General features: G+C 51.5%; 22 protein-coding genes and 1 tRNA gene. 8 read left to right on the top strand and 15 right to left on the bottom strand.

Going from position 1 to position 25,118, the window contains the following annotated elements; genetic code table 11:
• Window positions 1–103 precede the first annotated feature (103 nt).
• The 7 genes from MON40_RS05050 to sdhC form a co-directional block, all read right to left on the bottom strand.
• Window positions 104–2,932: a 2-oxoglutarate dehydrogenase E1 component gene (locus tag MON40_RS05050; protein WP_039863149.1), complete on the bottom strand. Its 2,829-nt coding sequence runs from the start codon at window positions 2,930–2,932 to the stop codon at window positions 104–106.
• Window positions 2,933–3,139: 207 nt separating this feature from the next.
• The gene (gene gltA / locus MON40_RS05045; protein ID WP_003779311.1) at window positions 3,140–4,423 is read right to left on the bottom strand and encodes a citrate synthase; all 1,284 of its coding nucleotides are present in this window, start codon (window positions 4,421–4,423) and stop codon (window positions 3,140–3,142) included.
• A 117-nt stretch (window positions 4,424–4,540) separates the two neighbouring features.
• Window positions 4,541–4,789 carry an FAD assembly factor SdhE gene (locus tag MON40_RS05040; RefSeq protein WP_003779310.1) on the bottom strand — a complete coding sequence of 83 codons (249 nt, stop codon included), beginning with the start codon at window positions 4,787–4,789 and terminating at the stop codon, window positions 4,541–4,543.
• Between the two features lie 3 nt (window positions 4,790–4,792).
• The gene (locus MON40_RS05035) at window positions 4,793–5,500 is read right to left on the bottom strand and encodes a succinate dehydrogenase iron-sulfur subunit (RefSeq protein WP_003678833.1); all 708 of its coding nucleotides are present in this window, start codon (window positions 5,498–5,500) and stop codon (window positions 4,793–4,795) included.
• Between the two features lie 124 nt (window positions 5,501–5,624).
• Window positions 5,625–7,388, bottom strand: coding sequence for a succinate dehydrogenase flavoprotein subunit (gene sdhA, locus MON40_RS05030; protein ID WP_003741796.1), 1,764 nt, complete (start codon window positions 7,386–7,388; stop codon window positions 5,625–5,627).
• Window positions 7,389–7,390: 2 nt separating this feature from the next.
• A complete protein-coding gene (gene sdhD, locus MON40_RS05025) occupies window positions 7,391–7,732 on the bottom strand; it encodes a succinate dehydrogenase, hydrophobic membrane anchor protein (RefSeq protein WP_003755562.1) in 342 nt (113 codons plus the stop codon).
• Entirely contained in the window at window positions 7,726–8,103 is a 378-nt protein-coding gene (gene sdhC / locus MON40_RS05020; RefSeq protein WP_003779309.1) for a succinate dehydrogenase, cytochrome b556 subunit, read from the bottom strand. The genes sdhD and sdhC overlap by 7 nt, the downstream gene beginning before the upstream one ends.
• A gap of 498 nt (window positions 8,104–8,601) precedes the next feature.
• On the opposite strand from sdhC, the gene MON40_RS05015 reads away from it, so the two are divergent.
• Window positions 8,602–9,000 carry a YkvA family protein gene (locus MON40_RS05015; RefSeq protein ID WP_003755567.1) on the top strand — a complete coding sequence of 133 codons (399 nt, stop codon included), beginning with the start codon at window positions 8,602–8,604 and terminating at the stop codon, window positions 8,998–9,000.
• A 69-nt stretch (window positions 9,001–9,069) separates the two neighbouring features.
• Here MON40_RS05015 and MON40_RS05010 read toward each other — a convergent pair whose 3' ends face one another.
• The 4 genes from MON40_RS05010 to dapF all read right to left on the bottom strand — a co-directional run bounded on the left by MON40_RS05010 (window position 9,070) and on the right by dapF (window position 12,287).
• A complete protein-coding gene (locus MON40_RS05010) occupies window positions 9,070–9,582 on the bottom strand; it encodes a lipoprotein (RefSeq protein ID WP_003779308.1) in 513 nt (170 codons plus the stop codon).
• A 201-nt stretch (window positions 9,583–9,783) separates the two neighbouring features.
• Window positions 9,784–10,716 (bottom strand): cysteine synthase A, encoded by a 933-nt coding sequence (gene cysK / locus MON40_RS05005; protein WP_003779307.1) that lies wholly within the window; start codon window positions 10,714–10,716, stop codon window positions 9,784–9,786.
• Window positions 10,717–10,830: 114 nt separating this feature from the next.
• Window positions 10,831–11,439, bottom strand: a complete 609-nt coding sequence (locus MON40_RS05000; protein ID WP_003769226.1) for a hypothetical protein — start codon at window positions 11,437–11,439, stop codon at window positions 10,831–10,833.
• Window positions 11,436–12,287 carry a diaminopimelate epimerase gene (dapF, locus tag MON40_RS04995; protein WP_003779306.1) on the bottom strand — a complete coding sequence of 284 codons (852 nt, stop codon included), beginning with the start codon at window positions 12,285–12,287 and terminating at the stop codon, window positions 11,436–11,438. Before dapF ends, MON40_RS05000 begins: the two co-directional genes overlap by 4 nt.
• A gap of 371 nt (window positions 12,288–12,658) precedes the next feature.
• Here dapF and MON40_RS04990 point away from each other — a divergent pair, with 371 nt between their 5' ends.
• Together MON40_RS04990 and MON40_RS04985 are read left to right on the top strand one after the other, a co-directional pair.
• Window positions 12,659–13,147, top strand: a complete 489-nt coding sequence (locus MON40_RS04990; RefSeq protein ID WP_003779305.1) for a hypothetical protein — start codon at window positions 12,659–12,661, stop codon at window positions 13,145–13,147.
• Window positions 13,148–13,322: 175 nt separating this feature from the next.
• Window positions 13,323–13,398 (top strand) — tRNA-Asn (locus tag MON40_RS04985).
• A 159-nt stretch (window positions 13,399–13,557) separates the two neighbouring features.
• Here the strand turns inward: MON40_RS04985 and MON40_RS04980 are convergent.
• Both MON40_RS04980 and MON40_RS04975 read right to left on the bottom strand, forming a co-directional pair.
• Complete coding sequence (locus MON40_RS04980; protein WP_242926013.1) at window positions 13,558–13,974, bottom strand: hypothetical protein; 417 nt, start codon at window positions 13,972–13,974, stop codon at window positions 13,558–13,560.
• A 142-nt stretch (window positions 13,975–14,116) separates the two neighbouring features.
• Window positions 14,117–15,571: an efflux transporter outer membrane subunit gene (locus MON40_RS04975; protein WP_003779302.1), complete on the bottom strand. Its 1,455-nt coding sequence runs from the start codon at window positions 15,569–15,571 to the stop codon at window positions 14,117–14,119.
• A 421-nt stretch (window positions 15,572–15,992) separates the two neighbouring features.
• Between MON40_RS04975 and MON40_RS04970 the strand changes: the two genes are divergently transcribed.
• From MON40_RS04970 to MON40_RS04950, 5 genes are all read left to right on the top strand, one after another.
• Entirely contained in the window at window positions 15,993–16,202 is a 210-nt protein-coding gene (locus MON40_RS04970) for a hypothetical protein (RefSeq protein ID WP_242926012.1), read from the top strand.
• 50 nt (window positions 16,203–16,252) lie between these two features.
• Window positions 16,253–19,579, top strand: coding sequence for a DUF2339 domain-containing protein (locus tag MON40_RS04965; protein ID WP_174263548.1), 3,327 nt, complete (start codon window positions 16,253–16,255; stop codon window positions 19,577–19,579).
• Between the two features lie 209 nt (window positions 19,580–19,788).
• On the top strand, window positions 19,789–20,169 hold the full coding sequence (locus MON40_RS04960; RefSeq protein ID WP_003757884.1) for a putative zinc-binding protein: 381 nt from the start codon (window positions 19,789–19,791) through the stop codon (window positions 20,167–20,169).
• A gap of 436 nt (window positions 20,170–20,605) precedes the next feature.
• Complete coding sequence (locus MON40_RS04955; protein WP_003779298.1) at window positions 20,606–21,457, top strand: DUF1853 family protein; 852 nt, start codon at window positions 20,606–20,608, stop codon at window positions 21,455–21,457.
• Between the two features lie 70 nt (window positions 21,458–21,527).
• Window positions 21,528–22,787, top strand: a complete 1,260-nt coding sequence (locus MON40_RS04950) for an RsmB/NOP family class I SAM-dependent RNA methyltransferase (RefSeq protein WP_003779296.1) — start codon at window positions 21,528–21,530, stop codon at window positions 22,785–22,787.
• A gap of 230 nt (window positions 22,788–23,017) precedes the next feature.
• Here the strand turns inward: MON40_RS04950 and trxA are convergent, their stop codons facing one another.
• Window positions 23,018–23,350 (bottom strand): thioredoxin TrxA, encoded by a 333-nt coding sequence (trxA, locus tag MON40_RS04945; protein ID WP_003757873.1) that lies wholly within the window; start codon window positions 23,348–23,350, stop codon window positions 23,018–23,020.
• A gap of 150 nt (window positions 23,351–23,500) precedes the next feature.
• Complete coding sequence (locus MON40_RS04940; RefSeq protein ID WP_003779292.1) at window positions 23,501–25,069, bottom strand: ABC transporter ATP-binding protein; 1,569 nt, start codon at window positions 25,067–25,069, stop codon at window positions 23,501–23,503.
• Between the last annotated feature and the right edge of the window lie 49 nt (window positions 25,070–25,118).

Below are 25,118 nucleotides of genomic sequence, written 5' to 3'. Positions count from 1 at the left end.
CCGGATGGTCGTTGGTTTTCAGACGACCTGTTGTGTGTTATCTCTTTTGTTTGGCGGGCGTTCCGTCTGAAGTGTTTCATTCGGAACGCCGCACCGTATTGCGTTACAGCGTCATTGCGTCTTCAACCAGTTGTTTCAGCTGGGCGACGTGTTTGCTCATATAGCCGACGGCTGGCGATGCGCTGCTCGGACGACCGGCGTAAGACAGTTTTTGGCTTTCGCCGATAACGTCTTCCAAGCGGTGGCGGATTTGGTAGAACGCGCCTTGGTTTTTCGGCTCTTCTTGCGCCCAAACCACGGATTTCGCGTTCGGATATTTCGCCAACTCCGCGCGCACTTCGTCGTATGGGAACGGATAAAGCTGCTCGACGCGGACGATGGCGACATCGTTTTCCAGTTTGCGCTCGGCACGGCCTGCTTCCAAATCGTAGTAAACCTGTCCGGCGCAAAGAATCACGCGTTTCACGCTTTCATTGTTGCCACGCTCGGCGGTATCGCTGATAACGGGACGGAAGCGCGAACCTTCGGTAAAGTTTTCCAGCGGACTCATCGCACCTTTGAAGCGCAACAGGCGTTTGGACATGAAAATCACCAGCGGTTTGCGGTACGAACCCAAGACTTGGCGTTGCAGCAGGTGGAACATTTGCGACGCTTCGGACGGCATGATGATTTGCATATTGTGTTCGGAGCAGAGCTGCAACCAGCGTTCCACGCGGCCGGAGGAATGTTCCGGACCTTGTCCGTCGTAGCCGTGCGGCAGAATGGTAGTCAGGCCGCACAAACGTCCCCACTTGGTTTCGCCGGACGACAGGAACTGGTCGATGGTCACTTGCGCGCCGTTGGCAAAGTCACCGAACTGCGCTTCCCAAATGGTCAGTTTGTCGGGCGCGGAGCAGGCGAAACCGTATTCGAACGCCATGACCGCTTCTTCATTCAAGATGGAGTCGATAACGAGGAATTCGCCTGCGCCTTCGCCCATATTGCGCAGCGGCACATAAGTACCATCATCCCATTTTTCGCGTTTTTGGTCATGCAATACGGCATGGCGGTGTGAGAACGTACCGCGTCCGGAGTCTTCGCCGGAAATGCGCACGCCGTGGCCTTTGGTGACCAGGCTGGCGTATGCGAGGGTTTCCGCCATACCCCAGTCAATCGGCTGACTGCCCGCAGCCATGCCTTTGCGCGCTTCGAGCACGCGTTTGGCAGTCGGATGCAGTGCAAAGCCTTCGGGAACGGCGGTAAATTTCTCGGCAAGACGCTCGATGTCGGCAGCAGGCAGGCCGGTTTCCACATCTTCGCGCCAGTCTTTACCTTGGTATTTGCTCCAGTCGATTTGCGTACGTTGGAAGTTGCTCAACGTCGTTTGCTCGACATGTTCGCCTTTGTCCAAAGCATCGCGGTAGGCTTGGATATAGCCGTCGGCTTCTGCCTGCGTTACCACGCCTTCTGCAATCAGTTGCTCAGTGTACAAAGCACGCGCACCGGGGTGTTGCGATACTTTTTTGTACATCATCGGTTGGGTCAGGGTCGGATCGTCGCCCTCGTTGTGGCCCCATTTGCGGTAGCAGACGACATCAATCACGATGTCTTTGTTGAATTTCTTACGGTAGTCCAACGCGGCTTGAATGGCGAAGCAAACGCGTTCCGGATCGTCGCCGTTGACATGAATGACCGGAGCGGAAACCATTTTCGCCACATCGGTACAATGCACGGTCGAACGGGTGTCGCGGGTATCGGAAGTGGTGAAGCCGATTTGGTTGTTGATGACGATGTGAACCGTACCGCCGGTGGTATAGCCGCGCGTTTTGGACAGATTGAACGTCGCTTGGTTGACGCCCAAGCCGACAAATGCAGAGTCGCCGTGAATCAATACGGGCAATACTTTGTCGCGGCCGTTTTCGCCCAGACGTTTTTGTTTGGCGCGTGCAGAACCTTCAACGACAGGATTGACGATTTCCAAGTGAGACGGGTTGAACGCTAAAGAAACGTGCATCGGACCGTTCGGCGTAGCGATGTCGGAGCTGAAACCCATGTGGTATTTTACGTCGCCGCTGGGCAGCTTGATTTCGGCACGGCCTTCAAATTCGGCAAACAAATCGCCCGGTTTCTTGCCCAAAATGTTGACCAAGACATTCAGACGACCTCGGTGTGCCATACCGATGATGACTTCTTCGACACCGTCTTTACCTGCGTTTTGAATCAGGTAATTCAGACCGGCAATCACGCTCTCGCCGCCTTCTACGCCGAAGCGTTTCTGACCGACGTATTTGGTATGCAGATAACGCTCCAAAGTCTCGGCAGCGGTCATTTCTTTCAGGATGCGGCGTTTCTGTTCGGCACTGTAACTCGGGGTGGACAGCACATCCTCAAAATAATTGCGCAACCAGCGGCGCTCTTCGGTATTGGGAATGTAGATGTATTCCAATGCGAGGTGGCCACAGTAGGTTTGCTTGAGGTTGCTGATGATTTGGGACAGAGGCAGTTTGCTTTGGCCGGAAAAATCGCCCTCGCCCATATTGAACTGAACCGCCATATCGGCATCATTCAGTCCGTGGAATTTGGGATCGAGGGCTTCAATGTTGCGTGGAGGGATACGTTTGAGCGGGTCAAGCTGTGCGGCGCCCACACCTTGAATACGGTAAGCAGAAATCAACCGCAGTACGCCGACCTGTTTCTTCATCATGGCTTCGTCCATACCGCCGGCAATAGCCGCTGTCGATTTGGTTTTTGCCAAATTGGCGAAGGATTCACGGATCGGAGCATGGGCGACATCAACATCCGCCGCACCAGGCTGCTTGCTTAAGTCAGTGAAATACTGCTTCCATTTTTCATCGACCGAATTGGGGTTTTCCAGGAAATTCTCATACAACTCCTCGATGTAGGGAGCATTTGAACCGAACAGATAAGAAAAATTGAGTTTTTCATCCATCATGACGCGAGCTCTTTTCTTTAAAATATAAACAAAGGGTAGAATTCCATGTGTTTCAACGGAATCCATGCCGTTTGAAATGACACTTCATTCTACCCTATTTCCAGCCAAATTACTTGTATCTGTTTCGTTTGCTGCAGACAAACTTATTTAAAAAAACTATTCGGCTTTCTCAAATGAAGTTCTGACAACATATTAATATACTGATTTTCAGCGTTTATCCGCCGGCACATAATCGCGGCGTTCCGCACCGGTATAAAGTTGGCGCGGACGGCCGATTTTCAGCGAAGGATCGCCAATCATTTCATGCCAGTGCGAAATCCAGCCCACGCTGCGCGACAGGGCGAAGATGACGGTAAACATTTCGGTCGGAATGCCCAGCGCGGACAGGACGATACCGGAGTAGAAGTCGACGTTGGGGTACAGTTTGCGCTCCACGAAGAACGGGTCTTTCAGGGCAATTTGTTCCAATTCCATTGCCAGCTTGAATTTCGGACTGTCTTCCAAGCCCAATTCTTTCAGCACTTCATAACAGGTCTCGCGCATAATGCTGGCACGCGGATCCATATTGCGGTACACGCGGTGTCCGAAGCCCATCAGGCGGTATTTACGCTGTTTCACGCCTTCCATATATTCGGCAACACGGGACACATCGCCGATTTCGTCCAACATTTTCAAGACGGCTTCGTTCGCGCCGCCGTGGGACGCACCCCACAGACAGGCAATACCGGCAGCGATACAGGCAAACGGGTTCGCGCCTGAAGAACCTGCCAGACGGACGGTCGAAGTCGATGCGTTTTGCTCGTGGTCGGCATGAAGGATAAAGATGCGGTCGAGCGCGCGTGCCAATACGGGATTGGGTTTGTAGTCTTCACATGGTGTGGCGAACATCATGTGCATGAAGTTTTCGGAATAAGAGAGGTTGTTTCTCGGATAATTGAACGGCAGACCGTTGGAATAGCGGTAGCACATTGCTGCAATCGTCGGAATTTTGGAAATCAGGCGGTAAATCGCGATTTTGCGGTGTTCGGGATTGGTGATGTCCAGACTGTCCTGATAGAACGCAGACAGCGCGCCGACCACGCCAACCATCATCGCCATCGGATGCGCATCGCGACGGAAGCCGCGGAAGAACCAAGTCAGCTGTTCATGCACCATCGTATGACGGCGGACGGTATTGTCAAATTCTGCCTTTTGCTCAGGCGTCGGCAGTTCGCCGTAAATCAGCAGGTAGCAGACTTCCAAATAATCGGATTTTTCGGCAAGTTGTTCGATGGGATAACCACGGTAATACAGCAAACCTTTGTCGCCGTCGATATAAGTGATTTTGGATTCGCAGCTTGCTGTTGAAACGAATCCGGGGTCGAATGAGAATAAGCCTGTGTTTTTCGTCAGTGCGCGGATATCGACCACGTCATGACCGATGCTCGCTTCCAATACGGGCAGTTCTAAATCCTCTTGATTGGGTACGTTGAGTTTAATTGATTTGGACATATTTATCGCTCCTTTGTAGGTTGGGGCTTTCGTTGCTGCCTATGCAGCACGGTCTTTATTTTCAGACGACCTCTGTATCCTAGAAATCCGCCGAAAGGCAGGCGGATTTCCAATACGTCAAGCTCGTCTGATTTTTTCAAGCATAGGGATAAGGTGTTCCTTGTCTGTCGCCGAATGTCCGTTGATCAGGGCAAGAAGCTCCTGATCTTGAAACTCAAGGATTTCGGAAAACTCGGACAGCTCTTTATCGCTCAAATGCTCGAATTCTTTTTCCATAAACCTGCCGAAAATCAAATCTAACTCCAATAATCCCCGGCGGGTTTGAAAACGGATTTTCCGTTTGGCAATATCGTCAAAAACCATCATTTCTTAAACGGCTCGTTTCAACATAATTTCTTTAATCTTACCGATGGCACGGGTCGGATTCAAGTGTTTAGGACATACGTCCACGCAGTTCATGATGGTATGGCAGCGGAACAGGCGATACGGGTCGTTCAAATTGTCCAAACGCTCGTTGGTAATGGTATCGCGGCTGTCGGCAATGAAGCGGTAGGCGTTCAGCAAACCGGACGGACCGACGAATTTGTCGGGATTCCACCAGAACGACGGACAGGCAGTCGAGCAGCAGGCGCACAAAATACATTCATACAAGCCGTCCAACTCTTTGCGCTCTTCCTGCGTTTGCAGACGCTCTTTGTCGGCATCGATCGGATTATCGTTGACGACATAAGGTTTGATGGAGTGGTATTGTTTGAAGAACTGGGTCATGTCCACAATCAGGTCGCGGATGACGGGCAGACCGGGCAGCGGACGGATTTTCACAGGCTGTTTCAGACTGCGTAAATCGGTCAGACACGCCAAGCCGTTTTTGCCGTTGATGTTCATACCGTCCGAACCGCAAATACCTTCACGGCAGGAACGGCGGAAAGACAGGGTATCGTCTTGCGCTTTCAGACGCACCAGCGCGTCCAAAAGTTTCACGTCGGTAGGTTCCAGTTCCAACTCGTAACGTTGCATATATGGTTTGGCATCAACGTCCGGATTGTAACGGTAAATTTCAAAACTCATTTTTTCCATGAGAAGTGTTCCTTTTCTCATAAACCGCCTGATGGTTTTATGTTATGGGTTCAGGCTGTTCAGTGTGGTGGTGTATTTGATTTTCAGACGACCCCTTGTGATACGGCGGTCGTCTGAAAACGCATCAGTAAACGCGCTTGGCCGGTTTGATGTATTCCACGCTCAAAGGCTTGGTGTGTACCGGTTTGTAGGACAAGGTGTTGGTATCTGAATGGTACAGCGTGTGTTTCATCCAGTTTTCGTCATCGCGCTCAGGATGGTCGTCTGAAGCGTGCGCGCCGCGCGATTCTTTACGCGCTTCGGCAGACACCAAAGTCGCTTTCGCTACTTCAATCAGATTATCCAATTCCAAAGCTTCGATACGCGCGGTATTCCACACTTTGCTCTTGTCTTTGATTTCAGTACGTTTCACACGCTCAGCAATCGCCATGATTTCTCGAACACCTTTGCTCAGAATCTCATCGGTACGGAACACGCCGGCATGCAGTTGGACGGAGCGTTGCAGTTCGCGACGCAGTGCATCAACATTTTCGCCACCGGTCTGGTTATCCAAGCGTTCGATACGTTGGCGGGTCAGCTCGCCAGCATCGGCAGGCAACGGTTTCCAATCACTTTGCTCTTTGATGAATTTAATCATGCTGTCGCCGGCAGCTTTACCGAACACCACCAAGTCAAGCAGGGAGTTGGTACCCAAACGGTTCGCACCGTGTACGGAAGCACAAGCGCACTCGCCCGCAGCATACAGACCTTTCACCGGCACTTCATATTCGTCGCCTTGCGGAACAACGACTTCGCCGTGATAGTTGGTCGGAATACCGCCCATCATGTAGTGGGTAGTCGGCACAACGGGAATCGGGTCTTTAATCGGGTCGATACCGGCAAACTGAATGGAAATCTCGCGGATGCCCGGCAGTTTTTCCATAATTTTTTCGGCACCGATATGGTCGATTTTCAGCAATACATGGTCTTTGTTTTTACCGCAGCCGCGACCTTCGTAGATTTCCATCGCCATCGCGCGGGAAACCACGTCGCGTGAAGCCAAGTCTTTTACGGTCGGTGCATAGCGTTCCATAAAGCGTTCACCGTCGGCATTCAACAGAATACCGCCCTCACCGCGCACACCTTCGGTAATCAACACGCCTGCACCTGCCACACCGGTCGGGTGGAATTGCCAGAATTCCATATCTTCCAACGGAATGCCCGCACGGGCGCAAATGCCCAAACCGTCGCCGGTATTCATATAGGCATTGGTGGAAGACGCATAAATACGACCGCCGCCGCCGGTAGCAAACATCACGGCTTTAGCGTGGAAAATATAAACTTCGCCGGTTTCCATTTCCATGGCGGTAACACCGACGACATCACCATTCTCATCACGAATCAAATCTTGCGCCGTCCATTCCACAAAGAATTGCGTATTAGCACGGACGTTTTGTTGGTACAGGGTATGCAGCATCGCATGACCGGTACGGTCAGCAACCGCGCAAGCACGTTCTACTGCACGTTTACCGTGTTCGGCAGTATGACCGCCGAAAGGACGCTGATAAATTTTGCCGCTTTCCACGCGGTCAAAAGGCATACCCATGTGTTCCAACTCAATCACCGCTTCAGGCGCGGCGCGACACATAAACTCAATCGCATCTTGGTCGCCCAACCAGTCTGAACCTTTCACGGTATCGTACATGTGCCAGTCCCAACGGTCTTCCTGCACATTACCCAGCGAAGCGGAAATACCGCCCTGCGCCGCTACAGTATGCGAACGGGTCGGGAACACTTTAGACAAAACGGCACAATTCAGACCGGATTTGGATAATTGGAGGGCTGCGCGTAAACCTGCACCACCACCGCCGACAATCACGGCATCAAACTTGCGAACAGGAAAACCCATACTTACCCCCAAATTACTTTAATTGAATACACCAGGCAGCCGACCAGCCAAACGATGGTGGCAACCTGCAAAAACAAACGCACGCCGAAGGGTTTGATATAGTCCATCCACAAATCGCGGATACCCACCCAAGCGTGCAAAAATACGGCGATAAAGCTGACTTGGGTGAACACTTTCACCCAAACTTGATCGAAAAATGCCTGCCATGCCGAATATTCTTTAGGCAGGGTAAACAGAATCACTAAAAGCGCGACGGTATAGATCAACATGATAACCGCAGTCGCACGCTGCATCGCCCAATCGCGCAAACCGTAATGGGCACCGGTCAATTTACGCTCTACCATAACAACGCTCCCAAAACGACGGTCAGCACCAATGCGGCAGCAAACACCAATTTGGCGGTATTGCGCGCAGTATTCAGCTCAAGGCCTTTGTGTGCATCCAAAAATAAAAAACGGATACCAGCGAGAAAATGGTGCAGATAAGCCCATAACACGCCGATTAAAATCAACTTGACCAAAGGATTGGAAACGATGGCACGGTAAGTTTCAAACGCCGACTCGCGGCTCAACGTACCGGACAGGAGATACAGCAAAACGGGAAGCATTATAAATAACCCTACCCCGCTGATGCGGTGCAAGATGGAGACAATTCCCGGTATAGGCAACCGTATATTGGGAATCTCCAAAAAGACAGGACGCGGTTTGACGGACATAGCCAGTTCCTCTGTATTTTTTATCAGCTCAAAACCAATAACTCAAATTACATCGAGTTACATAAACTATAATTTACCTGTTTTATCCGATTTTGAACAGTCTAATTTATAAACAATCTAATAAATTTTACCAAAAAACATCATAAACTGTACCAATAACAAAACACTATCCATTAATAATTGAACCAATACCGCTTCAACTGCCGTTCGGCAACCTCCATATGGCTTTCATACCCTGAAATACCATCTTAATATCTTTGTTTTTATAATATATAAATAGAAATAAATATTATTTTTATAATCCAATAACCACAAAATTCGAATATAAATCGAACTGCAAAAACATTACATTCAACGCCTGCGATCGGTATGTTTCAGACGACCTCTTCAGCACCTATCACAAAACTGCACTATACTGACATTTCTTTGCCTTACTCCGTTTTATACTTTGCCCGCATTACGGCAAACCCTTCCCACTCAATTACTGTGAGGCTTGTTATGAAACATTCCGAAGAAAAACAATACACCCAGTCTTCCGATCCGGAAAACTTTATCCCCAAATTCAGAAGGCGCAATTTGGATAAAACGGGTTTTCTCAATAAACTCGCCCGTTTTGCAGGTCGGTTGGGCGAACCCATCGTACGCCAGTTGTATGCGCTGTATTATCTTTGGGACTCCCCTCACACCCCCAGACGCGCCAAAATGATTATCGTCGGCGCATTGGTTTACTTCCTCAGCCCTATCGACAGCATTCCCGATTTGCTGGGTCCTTTGGGATTCAGCGACGACATTGCCGTCATTACTTTGGTGTACAGCCAGATGAAAACTTACCTGACGGAAGACATCAAAGAGCGGGCAAGACTGGCAACCGAGAAGCTGCTGCGTAAAACATCATAAATATCGACATCCACAAAACAAAAGGTCGTCTGAAAATTTTCAGACGACCTTTTGTTTGAAATGAGGAACTTATTTCAACGGAGTCATGTTCATGACTTCCATCAGGAAGTTGGTAAATGCCGGGTTAGAAGGTTTGTTACCCATATTTTTCCAGCGTTGCTGCCATCCGCGCAGGGCGTTTTGGATATACAGCTTGGATTGTTCGGTATTGATTTCGCCTCGTTGGCTGTCAACGGCAGAACGCAGATAAACCTCATATACGCTGTCATCCACGACATTACGGCCGACAAGTTGAATGCGGAACTTGTTCAGATATTGGGCAGCTTGAACCTTGGTCATTTTTCCTTGGCTGACCTGATAGCTCAAACGCGTTGCCTCATCGCGGATTTTTGAAACATCACTCCAATGCGAAGAAGCCAAACTGAACGCCGCAGATTTTTCACCCTTAGTCGTTTTAACATTAGGCTTAACATTAGTCGGACGGACAGGCACTTCTTGCAAGCTTGGGACATAAATGGTCTCACAACCGGCAAGTACCGCCAACGCAAATAAGATGGGGATATATTTTTTCATGTCTACCATTATAATCAGGATTATCCAGATAACCAAATTCTATATCAATCTGACTTTTTCTGTTGACTGAATTACAACAACTTTCGCCTTACATTCCAATCTTTACACGATATGGTGGTTTAAATCCATTTTTACGCCACATCATGCCGCAAGACCGCAAAAAAGACCGCCGAAGCGGTCTTTTTTATCACTTATCTTCTCCCAACTCTATTATGCCAAATCGGCAAACAGAGGCGTAGAAAGATAGCGTTCGCCATAAGAAGGCAGCAGCACGACAATCAGTTTGCCTTCGTTTTCAGGCTGTTTGGCAAGCTGCAGCGCGCTCCATACTGCCGCACCGGAAGAAATACCGACCAAAATACCTTCTTTTTCCGCCATCGCGCGGGCGGTTTCAAACGCCGCTTCGTTCGGAACTTGGGAAACACTGTCATATACTTTGGTATTCAACACGGTAGGGATAAAGCCGGCACCAATACCTTGAATCGGGTGCGGACCTTTTTCACCACCGCTCAAAACCGGAGAAGCTTCGGGCTCGACGGCAACGACTTTGACTTCGGGTTTATATTTTTTCAACACTTCGCCCACGCCGGTAACCGTACCGCCCGTACCGACACCCGCCACAAAAATATCGACTTTACCGTCAGTATCGCGCCAAATTTCTTCGGCGGTCGTTTCGCGGTGGATTTGCGGGTTCGCCTCGTTATCGAATTGGCGCGGCATGAAATAAGTATCAGGGTGTTCATCCACCAAGGCTTGTGCTTTTGCAATCGCCCCTGCCATACCTTCGGACGCAGGAGTCAAAATCAATTCCGCACCGAACGCACGCAACAGCATTTTGCGTTCTTTACTCATGCTTTCAGGCATCGTGATTGCCAGCTTGTAGCCGCGCGCCGCGCACACCATTGCCAAACCGATACCCGTATTGCCGCTGGTCGCTTCAACAATTACGGTATCCTTACCGATTTTGCCCGCTTTTTCGGCGGCTTCAATCATTGCTTCGGCAATGCGGTCCTTCACGCTGCTGCCGGGATTGAAAAATTCCAGTTTGACGGCGACTTCGGCTTTCAAACCTTCAGTCAGACGGTTTAATTTGACCAACGGGGTGTTGCCGATCAGCTCGGTGATGCTGTTTGCAATCTTCATTTTCTACTCCAGATTTTGATGTGATATGACCTGTATATTAAAGACAGGTCGTCTGAAAAACCAATATCGAATGTTTCTTTATTTATAACTTTTGGTTGTTTGGCTTGATGCGTCCTAATGAAGTCCGATTTCTCCGACTATCGCCCCCGTGACTAAAGTCTGCATGACCAAAGCCATCAGCCAGCCCAGTCTGAGTTGCGCTTTACTGAACACCGCCGGCGACTGCTTGGCAATACTTCTGCGGTGCAGATAAAAAACCGCCATCATGACAAACTGCAAAACAAACCAATAAACAGGCTTGAGCGCGTACAGTTTCAACAAAGCCGGAAACGTAAAAGCCAAAGAACGGCCCGGCATCAGAAAATACAATATCGCGGCAATCGACACAAAAGCCAAAGTCATCAATACATTGCTGACGGCAAAAACGCTCAAAAACGGATGCTGCAAATCCGCCTGCCAAAAATCAGTATCCGCCTGCTTTTTCCAATGAAAAGCAAAGAAAAACACACTGGCAAAAGTCAGATAAAAATGCGGGACAAACAACGGACCGACATGAGTAATCCCCCACATTCCCGGCAAAAGCTGCGATCCCAAAATCGACACGCCCAGCCACAAAACAACCGAAGCCCAAAACCACTGGAACATTTCAGCGCGGAAAATCAATCCAAAAAACACCAGCCCATAAGCAACAACGGCGAGAAAATCCAAATTCGTCCAAATCATGAATACTGCAACTCGCCTTCAAAAACCGTTTGAACAGGCCCTGTCATCAAAACGTCCTCACCATGCGACCAAGTAATAAACAAATCCCCGCCCGGCAGCGAAACCTTCACTGGCACACCTTCCGCCAACAGCCCCAACCGGACGCCCGAAACCACAGCCGCACAAGCCCCCGTACCGCAAGCCTGCGTTTCACCCACACCGCGTTCAAATACGCGCAGGCGGATAGATTCCCTATCGACAATCTGCATAAAGCCGACGTTGACACGTTCCGGAAACTGTTCGTGTGACTCAATCGCCTCACCCCAATGAGCCACGGGCGCAGTCTGTACATCCTCAACCACGATCACAGCATGAGGATTGCCCATATTCACACAACTGACCTGCACTGTCTCCAAACCGACCATCACCATATGCGTCAAAGCATCATCCGCTTCGTCAGGAACCGGCACAAACGGGATTTCAGACGACGTAAAGCGCGGTTTGCCCATATTCACGGTCACCAAACCATTATCCAACAACTTGGGAATAATCACACCCTTAGCCGTTTCCACCAAAATTTCCTTTTTATCGGTCAAGCCTTTATCCGCCACAAATCGGGCAAAACAGCGCGCACCATTGCCACACTGCTCCACCTCGCTGCCGTCCGCATTGAATATACGATAACGGAAATCCACCGCATCGGAAGACGGTTTTTCTACCAACAGCAACTGATCGAAGCCCACCCCTCTAAAACGGTCGGACCATTCGGCAAGCGGCGCAGTCAGCGGATCAAAATCCTGCCCGATACCGTTTACCATCATAAAATCATTGCCCAAACCGTGCATTTTGGTAAATTTCAAGGTTTTCATTGTTTTTTCCAGAATTCGTTATCGATTAAATAGGGAGCGAATATCCAAATATTCTTAACCTTTTTACTTTGCAGAAAAATCCGTCTGAAGGGTCGTCTGAACAGCATTCTACACTATATATATGCTATATCGCAGATTTTCCCGACTTCATACCGCCATACGCCGATATCCTTATTATCCATACAGTCTTAATGCTTCTTTCTCCCACCTTAATCAAAGCTAACGCTCTCCACCGAATAAAAACGATATAATTCAATAAGAAAAGTCACCATATGTGGTTTTATTTTCATAACATCATTGCCCATTCGAGGCAAAACCACGCCTTTCCGTTATCGCCTCAATCAGGTTCATACTCATAGCGAGGAAATACCATGAAACCCTCAATCCCCCTCATCCTTCTCTCTTCCACACTCTGCGCCTGCACCGCCGGTACGCCCGGCATGTCCATCGGTTTAGGCATAGGAACCGGTATCGGACACCATGTCGGACTCGGCACTTCCGTCAACATACCGATTGCCTTAGACAAAAATAAAACCGCCCCAAACAATACAGGCGGCATCAATATTATTGACGAACAAATCGTGACTTATTTCGATACACACGGCAATCCCAGCAACAGCACCGTCAAGGGCGGCTACTACCGTCAACTGAAAAACAAACGAGGCGATCAATATACCGTACAAGATTTTTACAGCGACAACAGCCGGAAGCGGACAGACCCCTATACCTTAAGCCGCAGCCAACTGATGCAATTCCGCGCTACTCCAAGCAATGGTTCACTCACCACATACGCCTATAACGGCGCAGTAATGCAACACCAAGAGTTCCGCAACGGCAAACTTGTCAACGCCAAATATTAGACAAAATAGCATCCCGACATGCCAACCACGCCTGTTGCCATTTGCGCCCTATTGGTTTCAAACACAACTATTCACAAAATAAATACTTTTAACATTCAATTATTTGTAATATTACTACGATCCATCTGAAAAATAATATTGACACTTTTTTTTCAGACGCTATAATGCACCCCATTCCCCGATAGCTCAGTCGGTAGAGCGACGGACTGTTAATCCGCAGGTCCCTGGTTCGAGCCCAGGTCGGGGAGCCAAATTTCAAAAGCCTGAATATAATGTTCAGGCTTTTTTGTTTACCAATCCTACTTTGGTTTCTTCAGCATCCTTCTGCGAATGCTTCCCCAATCCCAACATCCTTGCACCCGTGTCCCACACACACCAAACATTAATCAAAATTTATATAAATCAATAATTTAACAAACAGATATCAAATAAAGCATACCCTGATCATTCACATAGATAAAAACATTATTTTTTCTAAATACATATATTGAAGAGTTCTTCTCACATAGCCAATTGTACTTTTCAGCGAAATTTATCCAGTCATCAATACTCGAGAATTCTGAAAACAAATCATTTAAAACTACAGATTTGGCATTTTTGTTCTCAAAATTTATCTGCATACCTATTATTTTTTTATTTTCTAACGAGAACATTATATTTTCATAATTATCTAAAAATATTTTTGATTTTTTAGAAATCCTCATAGGGTTTAATACAAAACCTTTGATTTCTTGGCAAATATCTTCTTGATCATCCCCTACATGAAGCTTACCAATCCTTCCGCTTTCAACAACATCACTAACTAAATACAGTTCACATCGATTCATCACCACTTCCTCACACACAAATTTAGTCTTATACCCACTAACCTTTTTAATTGGCAAACTTATTTATACCGATATCAGGAATTTTCCATTCTTCTAATAAACCCAGGTCGTCTGAAAGTTTTCAGACGACCTTTTTGCTTTTTTATTTCGACCAACCGCCGCCCAACGCCTTATACAGCGACACCAGCATCTGCGCCCTTGCCAGCCGCGCCGCAATCAGGTTTTCCTGCATTTGGCCTTCGGCGATATGGGCTTTAAGGGCGACATCCAGCGTTTTGTAGCCGTTGCGGAACATTTTTTCCGTATCGGCCGCGTGGCGCGCTGCCTGATTATGGGCGGTTTGCAGCAGTTCGGTTTGACGGCTTAGCGATTCCACGCCTTGATATGCGCTGTCAACTTCGCCCAGCGCGGTCAGGAGCCGTTTGTCGTATTCCAGCAATGCCGTCTGAAGGCGCGCGTCGGCGGCTTTGATATTGGCTTTGATGCGGCCGTTGGTAAACAGCGGCGTCTGTATGCCCACCGACAATAAACTTGCCCAGCCGGTCAGCGAACGGTCGCCGTCCACACCGATACGCCCGCCCTGCCCCATAAAGCTGATGGTAAAACGCGGCAGCAAATCGGCTTTGGCACTGGCGAATTTGGCGGCATAGGCATTGACTTGCGCCGCCTGCGCGCGCAGGTCAGGGCGGCGTTCCAGCAAACCTTGCGGCGTCTGCCCGCCCGGCGCGGAGGGTTGGCGCGCCAACACATCGACAGACGATTCGGGCAGCGTAAACGTCTGCGGCACGTTTCCGGTCAAAACGGCGATACTGCGCACATAAGCGGCGTATTCCGCCCCTATCGTGGCGCGTTTGGCTTCCGCTGCGGTCAGTTGCACTTTCGCCTCGTTCACTTCATAGCCGCTGACATGTCCCGCCTTAAACCGACCTTCGATGTAGCGCACCATCCGCCGCAAAGTGGCAACGGTTTGGTCAGCGGTTTTCAGACGGCCTTGCGCCGCACGCGCTTTGAAATAATTGTCGGCAATATCGCCCGCCACCAGCATTTGCGCGCCATACGCCAGCTCTTGCTGCCCGAGTGCGGCATAACGGGCGGCATCGGCATCGCTGCGCTTCTTGCCGAAAATATCCGGCTCCCACGAAGCGGTCAGTCCGCCGTACATGCTGGTGCCTGTGGACTCGATGGTATCGCCGTTTAAAGACGAGGCCTGCGGATAACGCGAGAGCAACGCCCTAGCATTGCTGTCGAGCGGGTTATCCATTTTGCTGTAATTCACCCCCACCTTACCGCTCAATCCGACGGTCGGCCCCAAATCGGCACGCGCCATTCCCGCCACGGCACGGGCTTCGTTCAGACGGCTGACGGCGATTTTCACATCATGCCCCTGCGCCAAACCCTGCGCGATTAATCCGCTTAACACCGGATCGTTCCACTGCTGCCACCACACCCCGATGTCCGCATCACCCTTCGCCGCCGCATCCTGCGTAAATGTTTCAGGCAATTCAACCTGACTGTTTAACGGAACTTCTGTGTTTTTACAGCCTGCAAGCGCCAAGACTGCGGCAATACACAATAAATGGATTTGATTGAATTTCATCGTATTTTCCTTTTTGAAAAGGTTTTAGCGTTCCGTGTTGGCGAAATTTGCTTCGCTCGTTTTCAGAGTGCGCCGCCTCTTGACGGGGCAACCTTTCAGACGACCTTTCAGAAGATTTTTTGCGAAACCTAGAAACCTGAATGTAAGCCTGCGGCTTACTGCCCTCTCCCTAACCCTCTCCCACGGGGAGAGGGAACAAATTGGTCGAATCCCTAAAAATGGTTGGGTTTCAGCATCCTCAATCTCCTACCCCACGAAGAGAGGAGACAAAATTGGCGGGAAACCCAAAGCATGGTTGGGTTAATGAGGCATTAGATTTTCTTTCGAAAAATATGGGTATCAAAAAAACCTTGAGACTTGTTGGCTAGACAAACCGTACCCTATCGAAGCTAACGCCTATAATAAATAGTCCGTATCAAGCATGGCAAGTTCACAGGACTTGCGCCTGATTCCACGATATAAAGCCTATATTCATGATAAACAGCAGGACGAAACCCATCGACAAGGTCGTCTGAAATCCAATTTCGCTTTTCAGACGACCTTGTGCCGTGAATTAATTCTGCAAATACAATGTTGCTTACCGCACAACAGCTTTTCCTACCGTTACGCCTTCTATACATCCTTCTCATGACAAGAATGCTACAATTGGCATATTTTTTACCGTTATCGGACAGGTGTTTTATGCAGTATTTCTGCCTACTCATCCCCATCCTCATTGGCTATTTTCTTGACGAAATGACCGTCGGCGTCATTTTCGGCTCTATTTTATGGTTGTTTGCGCGGGAACTTGGCAAACCGCGTCAAGAAGAACATGATGCAAAACTGCAAAACCTGGAAAAAGAAATCGAGTTGCTGAAGCTGCGTTTGACGGCTTTGGAACAAGAAACCGTTCATGATAAAGCAGAAGCCGGGCAGGCTAGGAAACTGCGCGCTGTTTTGTCCGAACATGCCGACGATATTCAGACGACCCCTGCGCCGCTTCATGAGAAGGTTGAGCCTGCGGCGACTGCGGACAATGCGCCTGTCGAGCCGCACATCGAACCGGTTGCCGCCCCCTCTTTTGCTACACCTGTTCCCTCTGTTTCCGCCGAACCTTCCGTGCAGCCCGAACCTTCCCTGTACGCAGACAGCGTAGAAACACCTGCCCAAGTTTCCGCTATTCAGGAAGACGAACGCAAACAAGACGCGCCTGTCCTGCAAACGTCGTCTGAAAACGAAGTGCCGATGTCGTCTGAAAATACATCAGAAAACATCGACACCGAATCTCGTGAAACCGTTATCCATAAAGAGGAAGGTTTCGATTTCAAATTCTCCGAAAACCCCATTGTTGCTTGGTTCCTGCGCGGTAATCCGCTGTTGAAAACCGGTATCGTGGTGCTGTTCCTCGGCTTGGCGTTCCTCTTGCGCTATGCCTCCGAGCGGATTTATGTACCGGTGGAAATGCGTTATCTGACCGTGGCAGGTGCGGGTCTGGCGGCGGTCATCGGCGGCTGGAAGCTGCAAAGCCGCAAACGCGAATACGGCTTGGTGTTGCAAGGCTTCGGCGTGGCAGTGATGTATCTGACCTCTTTGGCGGCGTTGAAACTGCATCCGCTGCTGCCCGCACCGATCGTGTTCGTGCTGATGGTGGCGATGGTCGTATTAATGGCGTTGCTGGCAATCAGGCAAAACGCGCAGATTATGGCGCAGGTTGCCTTGGTCGGCGGTCTGGCGGCGCCCATCCTGGTATCGGACGGCAGCGGCAATTATTTGGTGCTGTTCTCCTACCTTTCCCTGCTCAATGCCGGCGTAGCGGCGATTGCTTGGTTTAAGGCATGGCGGCCGCTGAACCTGACGGGTTTCGCCGGAACTTTCGCCATCGCCGCGTTGTGGGGCATGCAAAGCTATACGCCGCAGCATTTCGCCACCACCGAGCCTTTCCTGATTTACCACTGGCTGCTCTACACCTTCATCGCCTATCTGTTCGCCCGCCGCAAGCTGACGGAAAGCCGCGAAGACACGCTCGCGCCCGTTGCCGACAATGCGACGCTGGAAGAAATTTGGAACAGCATCTGCTCCCACGGCCTGCGCGTCCACGTCCTCGACCATACTTTATTGTTCGGCACAATGGCGGCGGCGTTCGGGCTGCAATACCGCATGGTGGAACACTGGCCGTCTGCGGACGCATTCTCCGCGCTGGGCTTCGCCGCCGTTTACGGACTTGCCGCGCTGTTGCTGAAACGGCAACAGGGTTTGTATATCCTGCGTCAGGCGTTTTTCGCCCTGTCGCTGCTTTTCCTCACGCTCGCCGTTCCGCTTCACTTTGAACGCGGCAACACCGTCATCCTGTGGACGGTAGAATCCGCGCTCGTGTATTTCTTCGGACTGCGCCAACAGCGTCCGCATATGCGTCTGGGTGCGCTCGTCGTGTATCTGCTGGCGGCGCTGACCCAAATGAGCGGTTATCAGGAGGGAGAATCCACCATCCTGCACGGCCAATGGTTCACCACCCTGCTGACCCTGTTCGGCGGCGCAGCAATTTACCTGCAGTGGCACCTCTACCGCCGTAAAGGCTCGGCACACTGGGAACACACACTTCAAAACGCAACCCTCTGCGCCGCCCTGCTCTACACATCCATCCTGCCTTTACTGTTTTTCGCGGAACGCGGCATCATCATCATTTTCTCTGCTTTGGTGGCAGCTTGGGCGTTCTGCCGAGGCAAAGGCAAGTCGGACGTGTTCAGCACATTCGCCTTGGGCAATGCAATCTTTATCCTGCTCTTCCAAGCCTCGATTAATAATGAATCCAACGGCTTCCTGACACACTGGCACCTCTTTGCCGCCGCGCCGCTGCTGTTTGCCGCGGCCTACATGCTGCAATATTCGCGCGTCCAAACCGAAGCATCGGAAAACCAAGGCAAACAAGACCAAACCCTCCCGTTCTCGCAGATTGCAGGCTGGGCTATCCTCGTTATCGCCCTGATGTTGGGCGGCTTCGCCACCTATACCCAATGGACGGGCGAAGAAACCCTGTTTATCGAGCTTTGGGCATTGCCGATATTCACCACCTTGCTGTTGCTTGTCAACCGTTTGAACTGGAAAGAGCTTTTTCAGACGACCTTGGCATTCCTGCCCCTGTTTGCCCTGCACTTCATCGGCTATCACCTCGAACACCTATGGACGGCCGCCGCAGCCCTGCCGCTTGCTGCCGCTACCGTGTTGAACTTCGTCATCCTGAATAACCGCCGAACCAATGCGCCTATCGGCTTGCACAAAATCAACATCATCATGCTCGGCATCCTTTGGTCGCTTTGGTCGGGAATGTATGTCGGCGAACTCGTCGACGGCGTTTGGTCGCAGCTCTCGTGGCTTGCCGTACCGCTGATCATGTGGGTCGTCCTTCATACGCAGCGGCAGCGCGGCTTTTTCAGACGACATCAAGCCGCCTATCAGCATTCCGCCCTGCCGATAGCCGCCCTTGCATCGGCAAATTGGATGATATGGACGAACTTCTCTACCCCGTTCCAACCCGCGCCGTTGCCATATATCCCGCTGCTTAACCCGCTGGAGCTCGCCTGCGCCGGAATGCTGTGGTTCGCCCTGAAGTCCCTGCCCGAAGCTCTGCCTGCAGAATACCGCCGCGTGAACGCGCCCGGCGTCGCCGCCCTCGCATTCATGGTCATCAGCGCGGGCGTGATGCGCCTGTGGCATTTCTACGACGGCATCACTTGGCGCCTCGACATCATGCTCCAATCCTTCGGCCTGCAAGCCAGCCTCTCCGTCGTGTGGGCAGTGACCGCCATCATCCTGATGGTGTACGGCAACCGTCGCAAACTGCGCCCCTTCTGGATAACCGGCGCGGCGCTGATGGCGATTGTCGTCGTCAAGCTCTTCCTCATCGAGCTTTCCAACAGCGGCGGCATCGCCCGCATCGCCTCCTTCATCATCGTCGGCGTGCTGCTGCTTCTGGTCGGCTGGTTCGCACCCGTTCCGCCCAAAGCGGTGGAAAACGAAGAGGACAAAGCATAGCCCAGCCCCAAAGAAAAGGTCGTCTGAAAACCGACAGCAAGTTTTGCTAGAATATTTTCAGACGACCTTCAGGCATCCCGAATCCAACCCGGCATGGCAGAAAATCCGACCACTTTTGTCAGGCCTGCTTCAATCTGAGCGTGCTTTACCGATTATTGATGGATTAAAATACACATACAAAATGAAACAGTCTAAAGAGGAGATTAGAAATGCCCAACCGCAGCGAACTTCCGTTGATTTATTCCTGTTCCGGATGTTCTGACGTAGCGCAACTTGCCAACAATACCGCCGTAGCACTCGATCACGCCGGCGAATTTGAAATGTCGTGCATTTCCGGCGTAGGAGGCAAAGTTGCACCTTTAGTACGCAAAGCGCAGTCCGGCAGGCCGATGCTGGTCATCGACGGCTGCCATCTGCATTGCGCCAAGTCGTGTTTGGAAAACGTAGGCGTCGAAATTTCAGAAGAACACCACGTCAAACTCTATGACTTGGGCTACAAAAAGCGTTTTGGCAAAAGCTATGACGAAGCGGCGGTAGAAGAAGTCTATCAATATGTCTTAACTAAAAAACACGATGTGTTAAGCAACTAGCCACCTTTTCCCCAAGCAATCCGTCTGCAAAACCTTCAACACAAACCCGAACGGATAACAACCGTTTCAAAACAAAGGTCGTCTGAAAACCGATAGCAAGTCTCGCTAAAGCGTTTTCAGACGACCTTTTTTAATAGGGAGAACGTTACCGCCCGATTGCCAACTTATTCAATATAGTGGATTAACTAAATCAAGACAAGGCGACGAAGCCGCAGACAGTACAGATAGTACGGAACCGATTCACTTGGTGCTTCAGCACCTTAGAGAATCGTTCTCTTTGAGCTAAGGCGAGGCAACGCCGTACCGGTTTAAAGTTAATCCACTATATCTTGAAGGGAAAAAACAATTGCTGCCTAGACGGTACAGCGGCTTACAGGTTTCAACTTCATGCTCAATATTATAAAATCCATCACCTTCCCGACATCCGCACCGCCCCATGAACTACGCCCTAGATGCCCTATGGTGGAAACTCACCAACCCGTCCGTCCGCGCCCTCGCCACCCTGCTGACTGCCCCGCCGCTTTGGCAAAGCGGCTGCGAATTGAGCGTCCGCACACTATTGGGCGAACACGGCTTCCGCTATCTTTTGGATTTGGACGGCAATCCCACCGCCTTAGATGACTATCTCGCCGAACACGCCCCCTTCGGCAACCGACTCGGCATCTACGCCGAACGCCTGCTCGCATTTTGGTTCGCCCATGCGCCGCATACCGAATTGCACGCCTATAACCTGCCCGTGTTTTCAGACGACCTCACGCAAGGCGCCGCCGATTTCATCGCCTCCATCAACGGCAAACCCTATCATATCGAACTGACCTGCAAATATTACGGCAGCGGCAGCGGCAAATCCGCAGACCTGTGCGGACTCAATTCCAAAGACACCCTCGCCGCCAAAGCCGCCAAACTGCCCCGCCAACTCGCCCTGCTTCAATCCCCCGAAGGCAGCGAAACCCTACGGCAAAACCGCCTCCCCGACGCGCCGCAACCCGCCTCAATCATACGCGGCATCGGCTTTTTCCCCGTCGGCGCAGATTCCGCCGAAGCCCCGCTGAACCCATACTGCTGGCGCGGCGTCTTTATCCGAGACTGGTCGGCATATCCGACCACCGAGGACGCACGCTACCACCTCATCGACCGCATGGCATACCTTGCCCCTGCCCGCGTCGCCGAGGCGCAAACCCTGTCCGACCGAGACGTCCGCCAAATCGAAAGCGGCTTAATCGCCAAACTCGAATTGCGCCCCGACGGCTTTTGGCATGAAATCGAACGCATCATGAAGGTCGTCTGAAACCCGATTCAACGTTTTCAGACGACCTTTCCAGTATAATCCAAGCCTTTCCCCCGATTGCGAACCCACCATGACCCCGATCCAACTCGACTATACCGCCAAAGTGCTGGCTGACATGCTGACTTTCAAACAGCCTGCCGATGCCGTTCTGTCCGCCTACTTCCGCGAACACAAAAAACTCGGCAGACAAGACCGCCACGAAATCGCCGAAACCGCCTTCGCCGCCCTGCGCCATTATCAAAAAATCAGTACCGTCCTGCTCCGTCCGCATGCCCAGCCGCGCAAAGCCGCACTTGCCGCGCTCGTCCTCGGTAGAAGCACCAACATCAGCCAAATCAAAGACCTGCTCGACGAAGAAGAAACCGAGTTCCTCAGCAGCCTCAAAGCACGCAAAACCGAATTTTCAGACGACCTCCACACCGCCGCCGAATTGCCGCAATGGCTGGTGGAGCAACTGCAAAAACATTTTAGCGACGGAGAAATCCTCGCCTTCGGCCGCAGCATCAACCAAGCCGCGCCGCTCGACATCCGCGTCAACACGCTCAAAGGCAGACGCGACAAAGTGCTGCCGCTGCTTCAAACCGAAAGCCCCGATGCAGAAGCCACGCCCTATTCCCCTTGGGGCATCCGCCTGAAAAACAAAATCGCCCTCAACAAACACGAATTGTTTTTAGACGGCACGCTGGAAGTCCAAGACGAAGGCAGCCAGCTCCTCGCCCTGCTCGTCGGTGCCAAACGCGGCGAAATCATCGTCGATTTCTGCGCCGGCGCAGGCGGCAAAACCCTCGCCGTCGGTGCACAAATGGCAAACAAAGGCAGAATATACGCCTTCGACATCGCCGAAAAACGCCTTGCCAACCTCAAGCCCCGCATGACCCGCGCCGGACTGACCAACATCCACCCCGAACGCATCAGCAGCGAACACGACAGCCGCATCGCCCGACTCACCGGCAAAGCCGACCGCGTTTTGGTCGATGCCCCCTGCTCCGGCTTAGGCACGCTGCGCCGCAACCCCGACCTCAAATACCGCCAGTCGTCTGAAACCGTCGCCAAACTTTTGGAACAGCAACACAGCATCCTCGATGCCGCCGCCAAACTGGTCAAACCGCAAGGCAGGCTGGTTTACGCCACTTGCAGCGTGTTGCCCGAAGAAAACGAAATGCAGGTCAAACGCTTTTTGGAAGAACACCCGGAATACGAACTCCTCGACTGCGCCGAGCTGCTCGCCGCTTTGAAAATCGATTTGAACACCGGCAAATACCTGCGCCTCGATTCGGCAAAACACCAAACCGACGGATTCTTTGCCGCCGTTTTGCAACGCAAGGAATAAATGTTCAAACAAAGCGTAAACCCACGAAAGGTCGTCTGAAAAACCGGATTTTAGGTTTTCAGACGACCTTTTTAGCGCAGATTAAAGCGAATTTAATCAGGCAATGCCCGTCTGCCGAAAATCTTTGAACGGATAAAGACGAGAGCAGGAAGCCCCCCAGTTTCCCTAAAATCCAAACATACAAAAAGGTCGTCTGAACATTTTCAGACGACCTTTTGCGTTGTTGAAACTTAAGCCAAAGAAGCGTTTACAAATGCGGTCAATTGACCTTTTGCCAAAGCGCCGACTTTGGTGGCGACGTTTTCGCCGTTTTTGAACACCATCAGCGTCGGGATACCGCGTACGCCGAATTTAGCAGGGGTGGCTTCGTTTTCGTCGATGTTGATTTTGACGACTTTCAGACGACCTTCAAATTCGGCGGCGATGTCGTCCAAGATCGGAGCGATCATTTTGCAAGGGCCGCACCAAGGTGCCCAGAAGTCGAGCAATACGGGTACGTCGGATTTCAAAACGTCTTGTTCGAAATTTGCATCGGAGGTGTGGATAATCAGTTCGCTGCTCATGAGTTTTTCCTTTTTGTGTCAAATTGAATCAGATGTTGTGCAGGATAGGGCTTGGGGCTGAAAATTTCAAGTGTCGCCAAAGTGTAATAGTTTTTTTGTAAGGTTGCCATCGGGATTGGCTAATGTTTTTCAGACGACCTATCCGACAGTTCAGCCTGCCCTGAAGCTCATCAGATGGCGCGTGTAATCGCTGGAAGGGTTGGCGAATACGGTTTCGCAGTCGCCCTCTTCAACGATTTTGCCGTCTTTCAACACCATCACACGATGCGACAGGGCGCGGATGACGGCGAGGTCGTGGCTGATGATGATGAGGCTGAGACCGTGTTTTTTCTGCAAATCGGCGAGCAGCTCCAGAATCTGTTGCTGCCATTGTACGTCGAGCGCGCTGGTCGGTTCGTCCAAAACAAGAATTTTCGGGCGGACGATGATGGCGCGGGCGATGGCGAGCCGCTGGCGTTGTCCGCCGGAAAAGGCGTGCGGATAGCGTTCGAGTGCATCTTCGGGCAGACCGACCTGCCGCAATACGTCTTGCACGCGCTGCCGCATTTCTGCGCGGGACAAATCGGGTTCGTGGACGCGCAGGGCTTCGGAAACGATATCAAAGACGTTCATGCGCGGGTTGAATGCGCCGAACGGGTCTTGAAACACCATTTGGATGTCGCGCCTTGATTCGCGCGTCCAGGCTTCGCCGTTGATTTTCAGACGACCTTCCGCGTCGATAAGGTGCATCACGGCTTTTGCCAGCGTGGTTTTACCGCAGCCGCTTTCGCCGATGATGCCCAGCGTTTCGCCCGCTTTCAAATCGAAGGAAACCGGCTCCAGCAGGGTTTTGCTGCGTTTTTTGAACCAGCCCGCCGTTTCTTTGACGGCGACGGAAAGCTGCTCCGCCTGCAAGACGGTGGCGGGGTTGTCCGCCAAAGGTACGACCTTGCGCGCGGCACCGGCGTTCAACAGCATTTTCGTGTATTCGTGTTGCGGACGGGCGAACACTTCCGCCGCTGCACCCGTTTCGACAATGCGTCCGCCGCGCATCACGGCGACGTCGTCTGCAAAGCGGCGGACAAGGTTCAGGTCGTGGGTGATGTAGAGCATGGTCATGTTGTGCGCCTGCTGCAAACGCGCCAACAAATCAAGAATCTGCGCCTGCACGGCGACATCCAAGGCGGTGGTCGGTTCGTCGGCAATCAGGAGCTTGGGTTCGGCGGCAACCGCCATCGCAATCATTGCCCGCTGCCGCTGTCCGCCGGAAAGCTGGAAGGGGTAGGCAAAGGCCTTCTGCTCCGGCTCTCGGATGCCGGTTTCCGCCAAGAGTTCGACCGCCCTCGCCCATGCCTGTTTTTTGTCCAAACCCAGATGCAGGGTCAGCACTTCGGCAATCTGCGCGCCGACGCGCATCACGGGGTTGAGCGCGGTCATCGGTTCTTGAAACACCATGCCGATTTCCCGCCCGCGCAGCTTTTGCAGGGCGCGTTCGGATTGGGTCAGCAAATCGTTGCCGTCAAATTTCAGAGTGCAACGCCTCCCTGTGGGACTGCCTTCAAACGACACCAGCGGATTCAGCCGCATAATGCCCTGCGCCAACACGGTTTTACCGCTGCCGCTCTCGCCGACCAATGCCAGTTTCCTGCCAGTCTGTACGGTCAGGCTGACATCGTGCAGGACTTGCTTGCCGGGGAAAAAGGCGTTTAGGTTTTCAATTTCAAGGATGGGTTTCGTCATGGTATCGAGGTCGTCTGAAAACGGAAAACGGTTGGAATCAAATCGGCAT

Origin of the sequence: Neisseria macacae ATCC 33926, assembly GCF_022749495.1 — a bacterium.
GTDB lineage: Bacteria > Pseudomonadota > Gammaproteobacteria > Burkholderiales > Neisseriaceae > Neisseria > Neisseria macacae.
This window is presented reverse-complemented; position numbering and strand designations above follow the sequence as displayed.

What these genes read in the sequence shown, in the direction of transcription:
- MON40_RS05050 (WP_039863149.1), bottom strand. Translation starts at nt 2,932, where the DNA reads ATGATGGATGAAAAACTCAATTTTTCTTATCTGTTCGGTTCAAATGCT.
- MON40_RS05010 (WP_003779308.1), bottom strand. Translation starts at nt 9,582, where the DNA reads ATGGTAGACATGAAAAAATATATCCCCATCTTATTTGCGTTGGCGGTA.
- MON40_RS04990 (WP_003779305.1), top strand. Translation starts at nt 12,659, where the DNA reads ATGAAACCCTCAATCCCCCTCATCCTTCTCTCTTCCACACTCTGCGCC.
- MON40_RS05040 (WP_003779310.1), bottom strand. Translation starts at nt 4,789, where the DNA reads ATGATGGTTTTTGACGATATTGCCAAACGGAAAATCCGTTTTCAAACC.
- MON40_RS04940 (WP_003779292.1), bottom strand. Translation starts at nt 25,069, where the DNA reads ATGACGAAACCCATCCTTGAAATTGAAAACCTAAACGCCTTTTTCCCC.
- MON40_RS04965 (WP_174263548.1), top strand. Translation starts at nt 16,253, where the DNA reads ATGCAGTATTTCTGCCTACTCATCCCCATCCTCATTGGCTATTTTCTT.
- sdhD (WP_003755562.1), bottom strand. Translation starts at nt 7,732, where the DNA reads ATGGTAGAGCGTAAATTGACCGGTGCCCATTACGGTTTGCGCGATTGG.
- MON40_RS05015 (WP_003755567.1), top strand. Translation starts at nt 8,602, where the DNA reads ATGAAACATTCCGAAGAAAAACAATACACCCAGTCTTCCGATCCGGAA.
- MON40_RS04950 (WP_003779296.1), top strand. Translation starts at nt 21,528, where the DNA reads ATGACCCCGATCCAACTCGACTATACCGCCAAAGTGCTGGCTGACATG.
- cysK (WP_003779307.1), bottom strand. Translation starts at nt 10,716, where the DNA reads ATGAAGATTGCAAACAGCATCACCGAGCTGATCGGCAACACCCCGTTG.
- MON40_RS04970 (WP_242926012.1), top strand. Translation starts at nt 15,993, where the DNA reads ATGGCAAGTTCACAGGACTTGCGCCTGATTCCACGATATAAAGCCTAT.
- MON40_RS05000 (WP_003769226.1), bottom strand. Translation starts at nt 11,439, where the DNA reads ATGATTTGGACGAATTTGGATTTTCTCGCCGTTGTTGCTTATGGGCTG.
- MON40_RS04960 (WP_003757884.1), top strand. Translation starts at nt 19,789, where the DNA reads ATGCCCAACCGCAGCGAACTTCCGTTGATTTATTCCTGTTCCGGATGT.
- sdhC (WP_003779309.1), bottom strand. Translation starts at nt 8,103, where the DNA reads ATGTCCGTCAAACCGCGTCCTGTCTTTTTGGAGATTCCCAATATACGG.
- MON40_RS04980 (WP_242926013.1), bottom strand. Translation starts at nt 13,974, where the DNA reads ATGAATCGATGTGAACTGTATTTAGTTAGTGATGTTGTTGAAAGCGGA.
- MON40_RS04955 (WP_003779298.1), top strand. Translation starts at nt 20,606, where the DNA reads ATGAACTACGCCCTAGATGCCCTATGGTGGAAACTCACCAACCCGTCC.
- trxA (WP_003757873.1), bottom strand. Translation starts at nt 23,350, where the DNA reads ATGAGCAGCGAACTGATTATCCACACCTCCGATGCAAATTTCGAACAA.
- sdhA (WP_003741796.1), bottom strand. Translation starts at nt 7,388, where the DNA reads ATGGGTTTTCCTGTTCGCAAGTTTGATGCCGTGATTGTCGGCGGTGGT.
- dapF (WP_003779306.1), bottom strand. Translation starts at nt 12,287, where the DNA reads ATGAAAACCTTGAAATTTACCAAAATGCACGGTTTGGGCAATGATTTT.
- MON40_RS04975 (WP_003779302.1), bottom strand. Translation starts at nt 15,571, where the DNA reads ATGAAATTCAATCAAATCCATTTATTGTGTATTGCCGCAGTCTTGGCG.
- gltA (WP_003779311.1), bottom strand. Translation starts at nt 4,423, where the DNA reads ATGTCCAAATCAATTAAACTCAACGTACCCAATCAAGAGGATTTAGAA.
- MON40_RS05035 (WP_003678833.1), bottom strand. Translation starts at nt 5,500, where the DNA reads ATGGAAAAAATGAGTTTTGAAATTTACCGTTACAATCCGGACGTTGAT.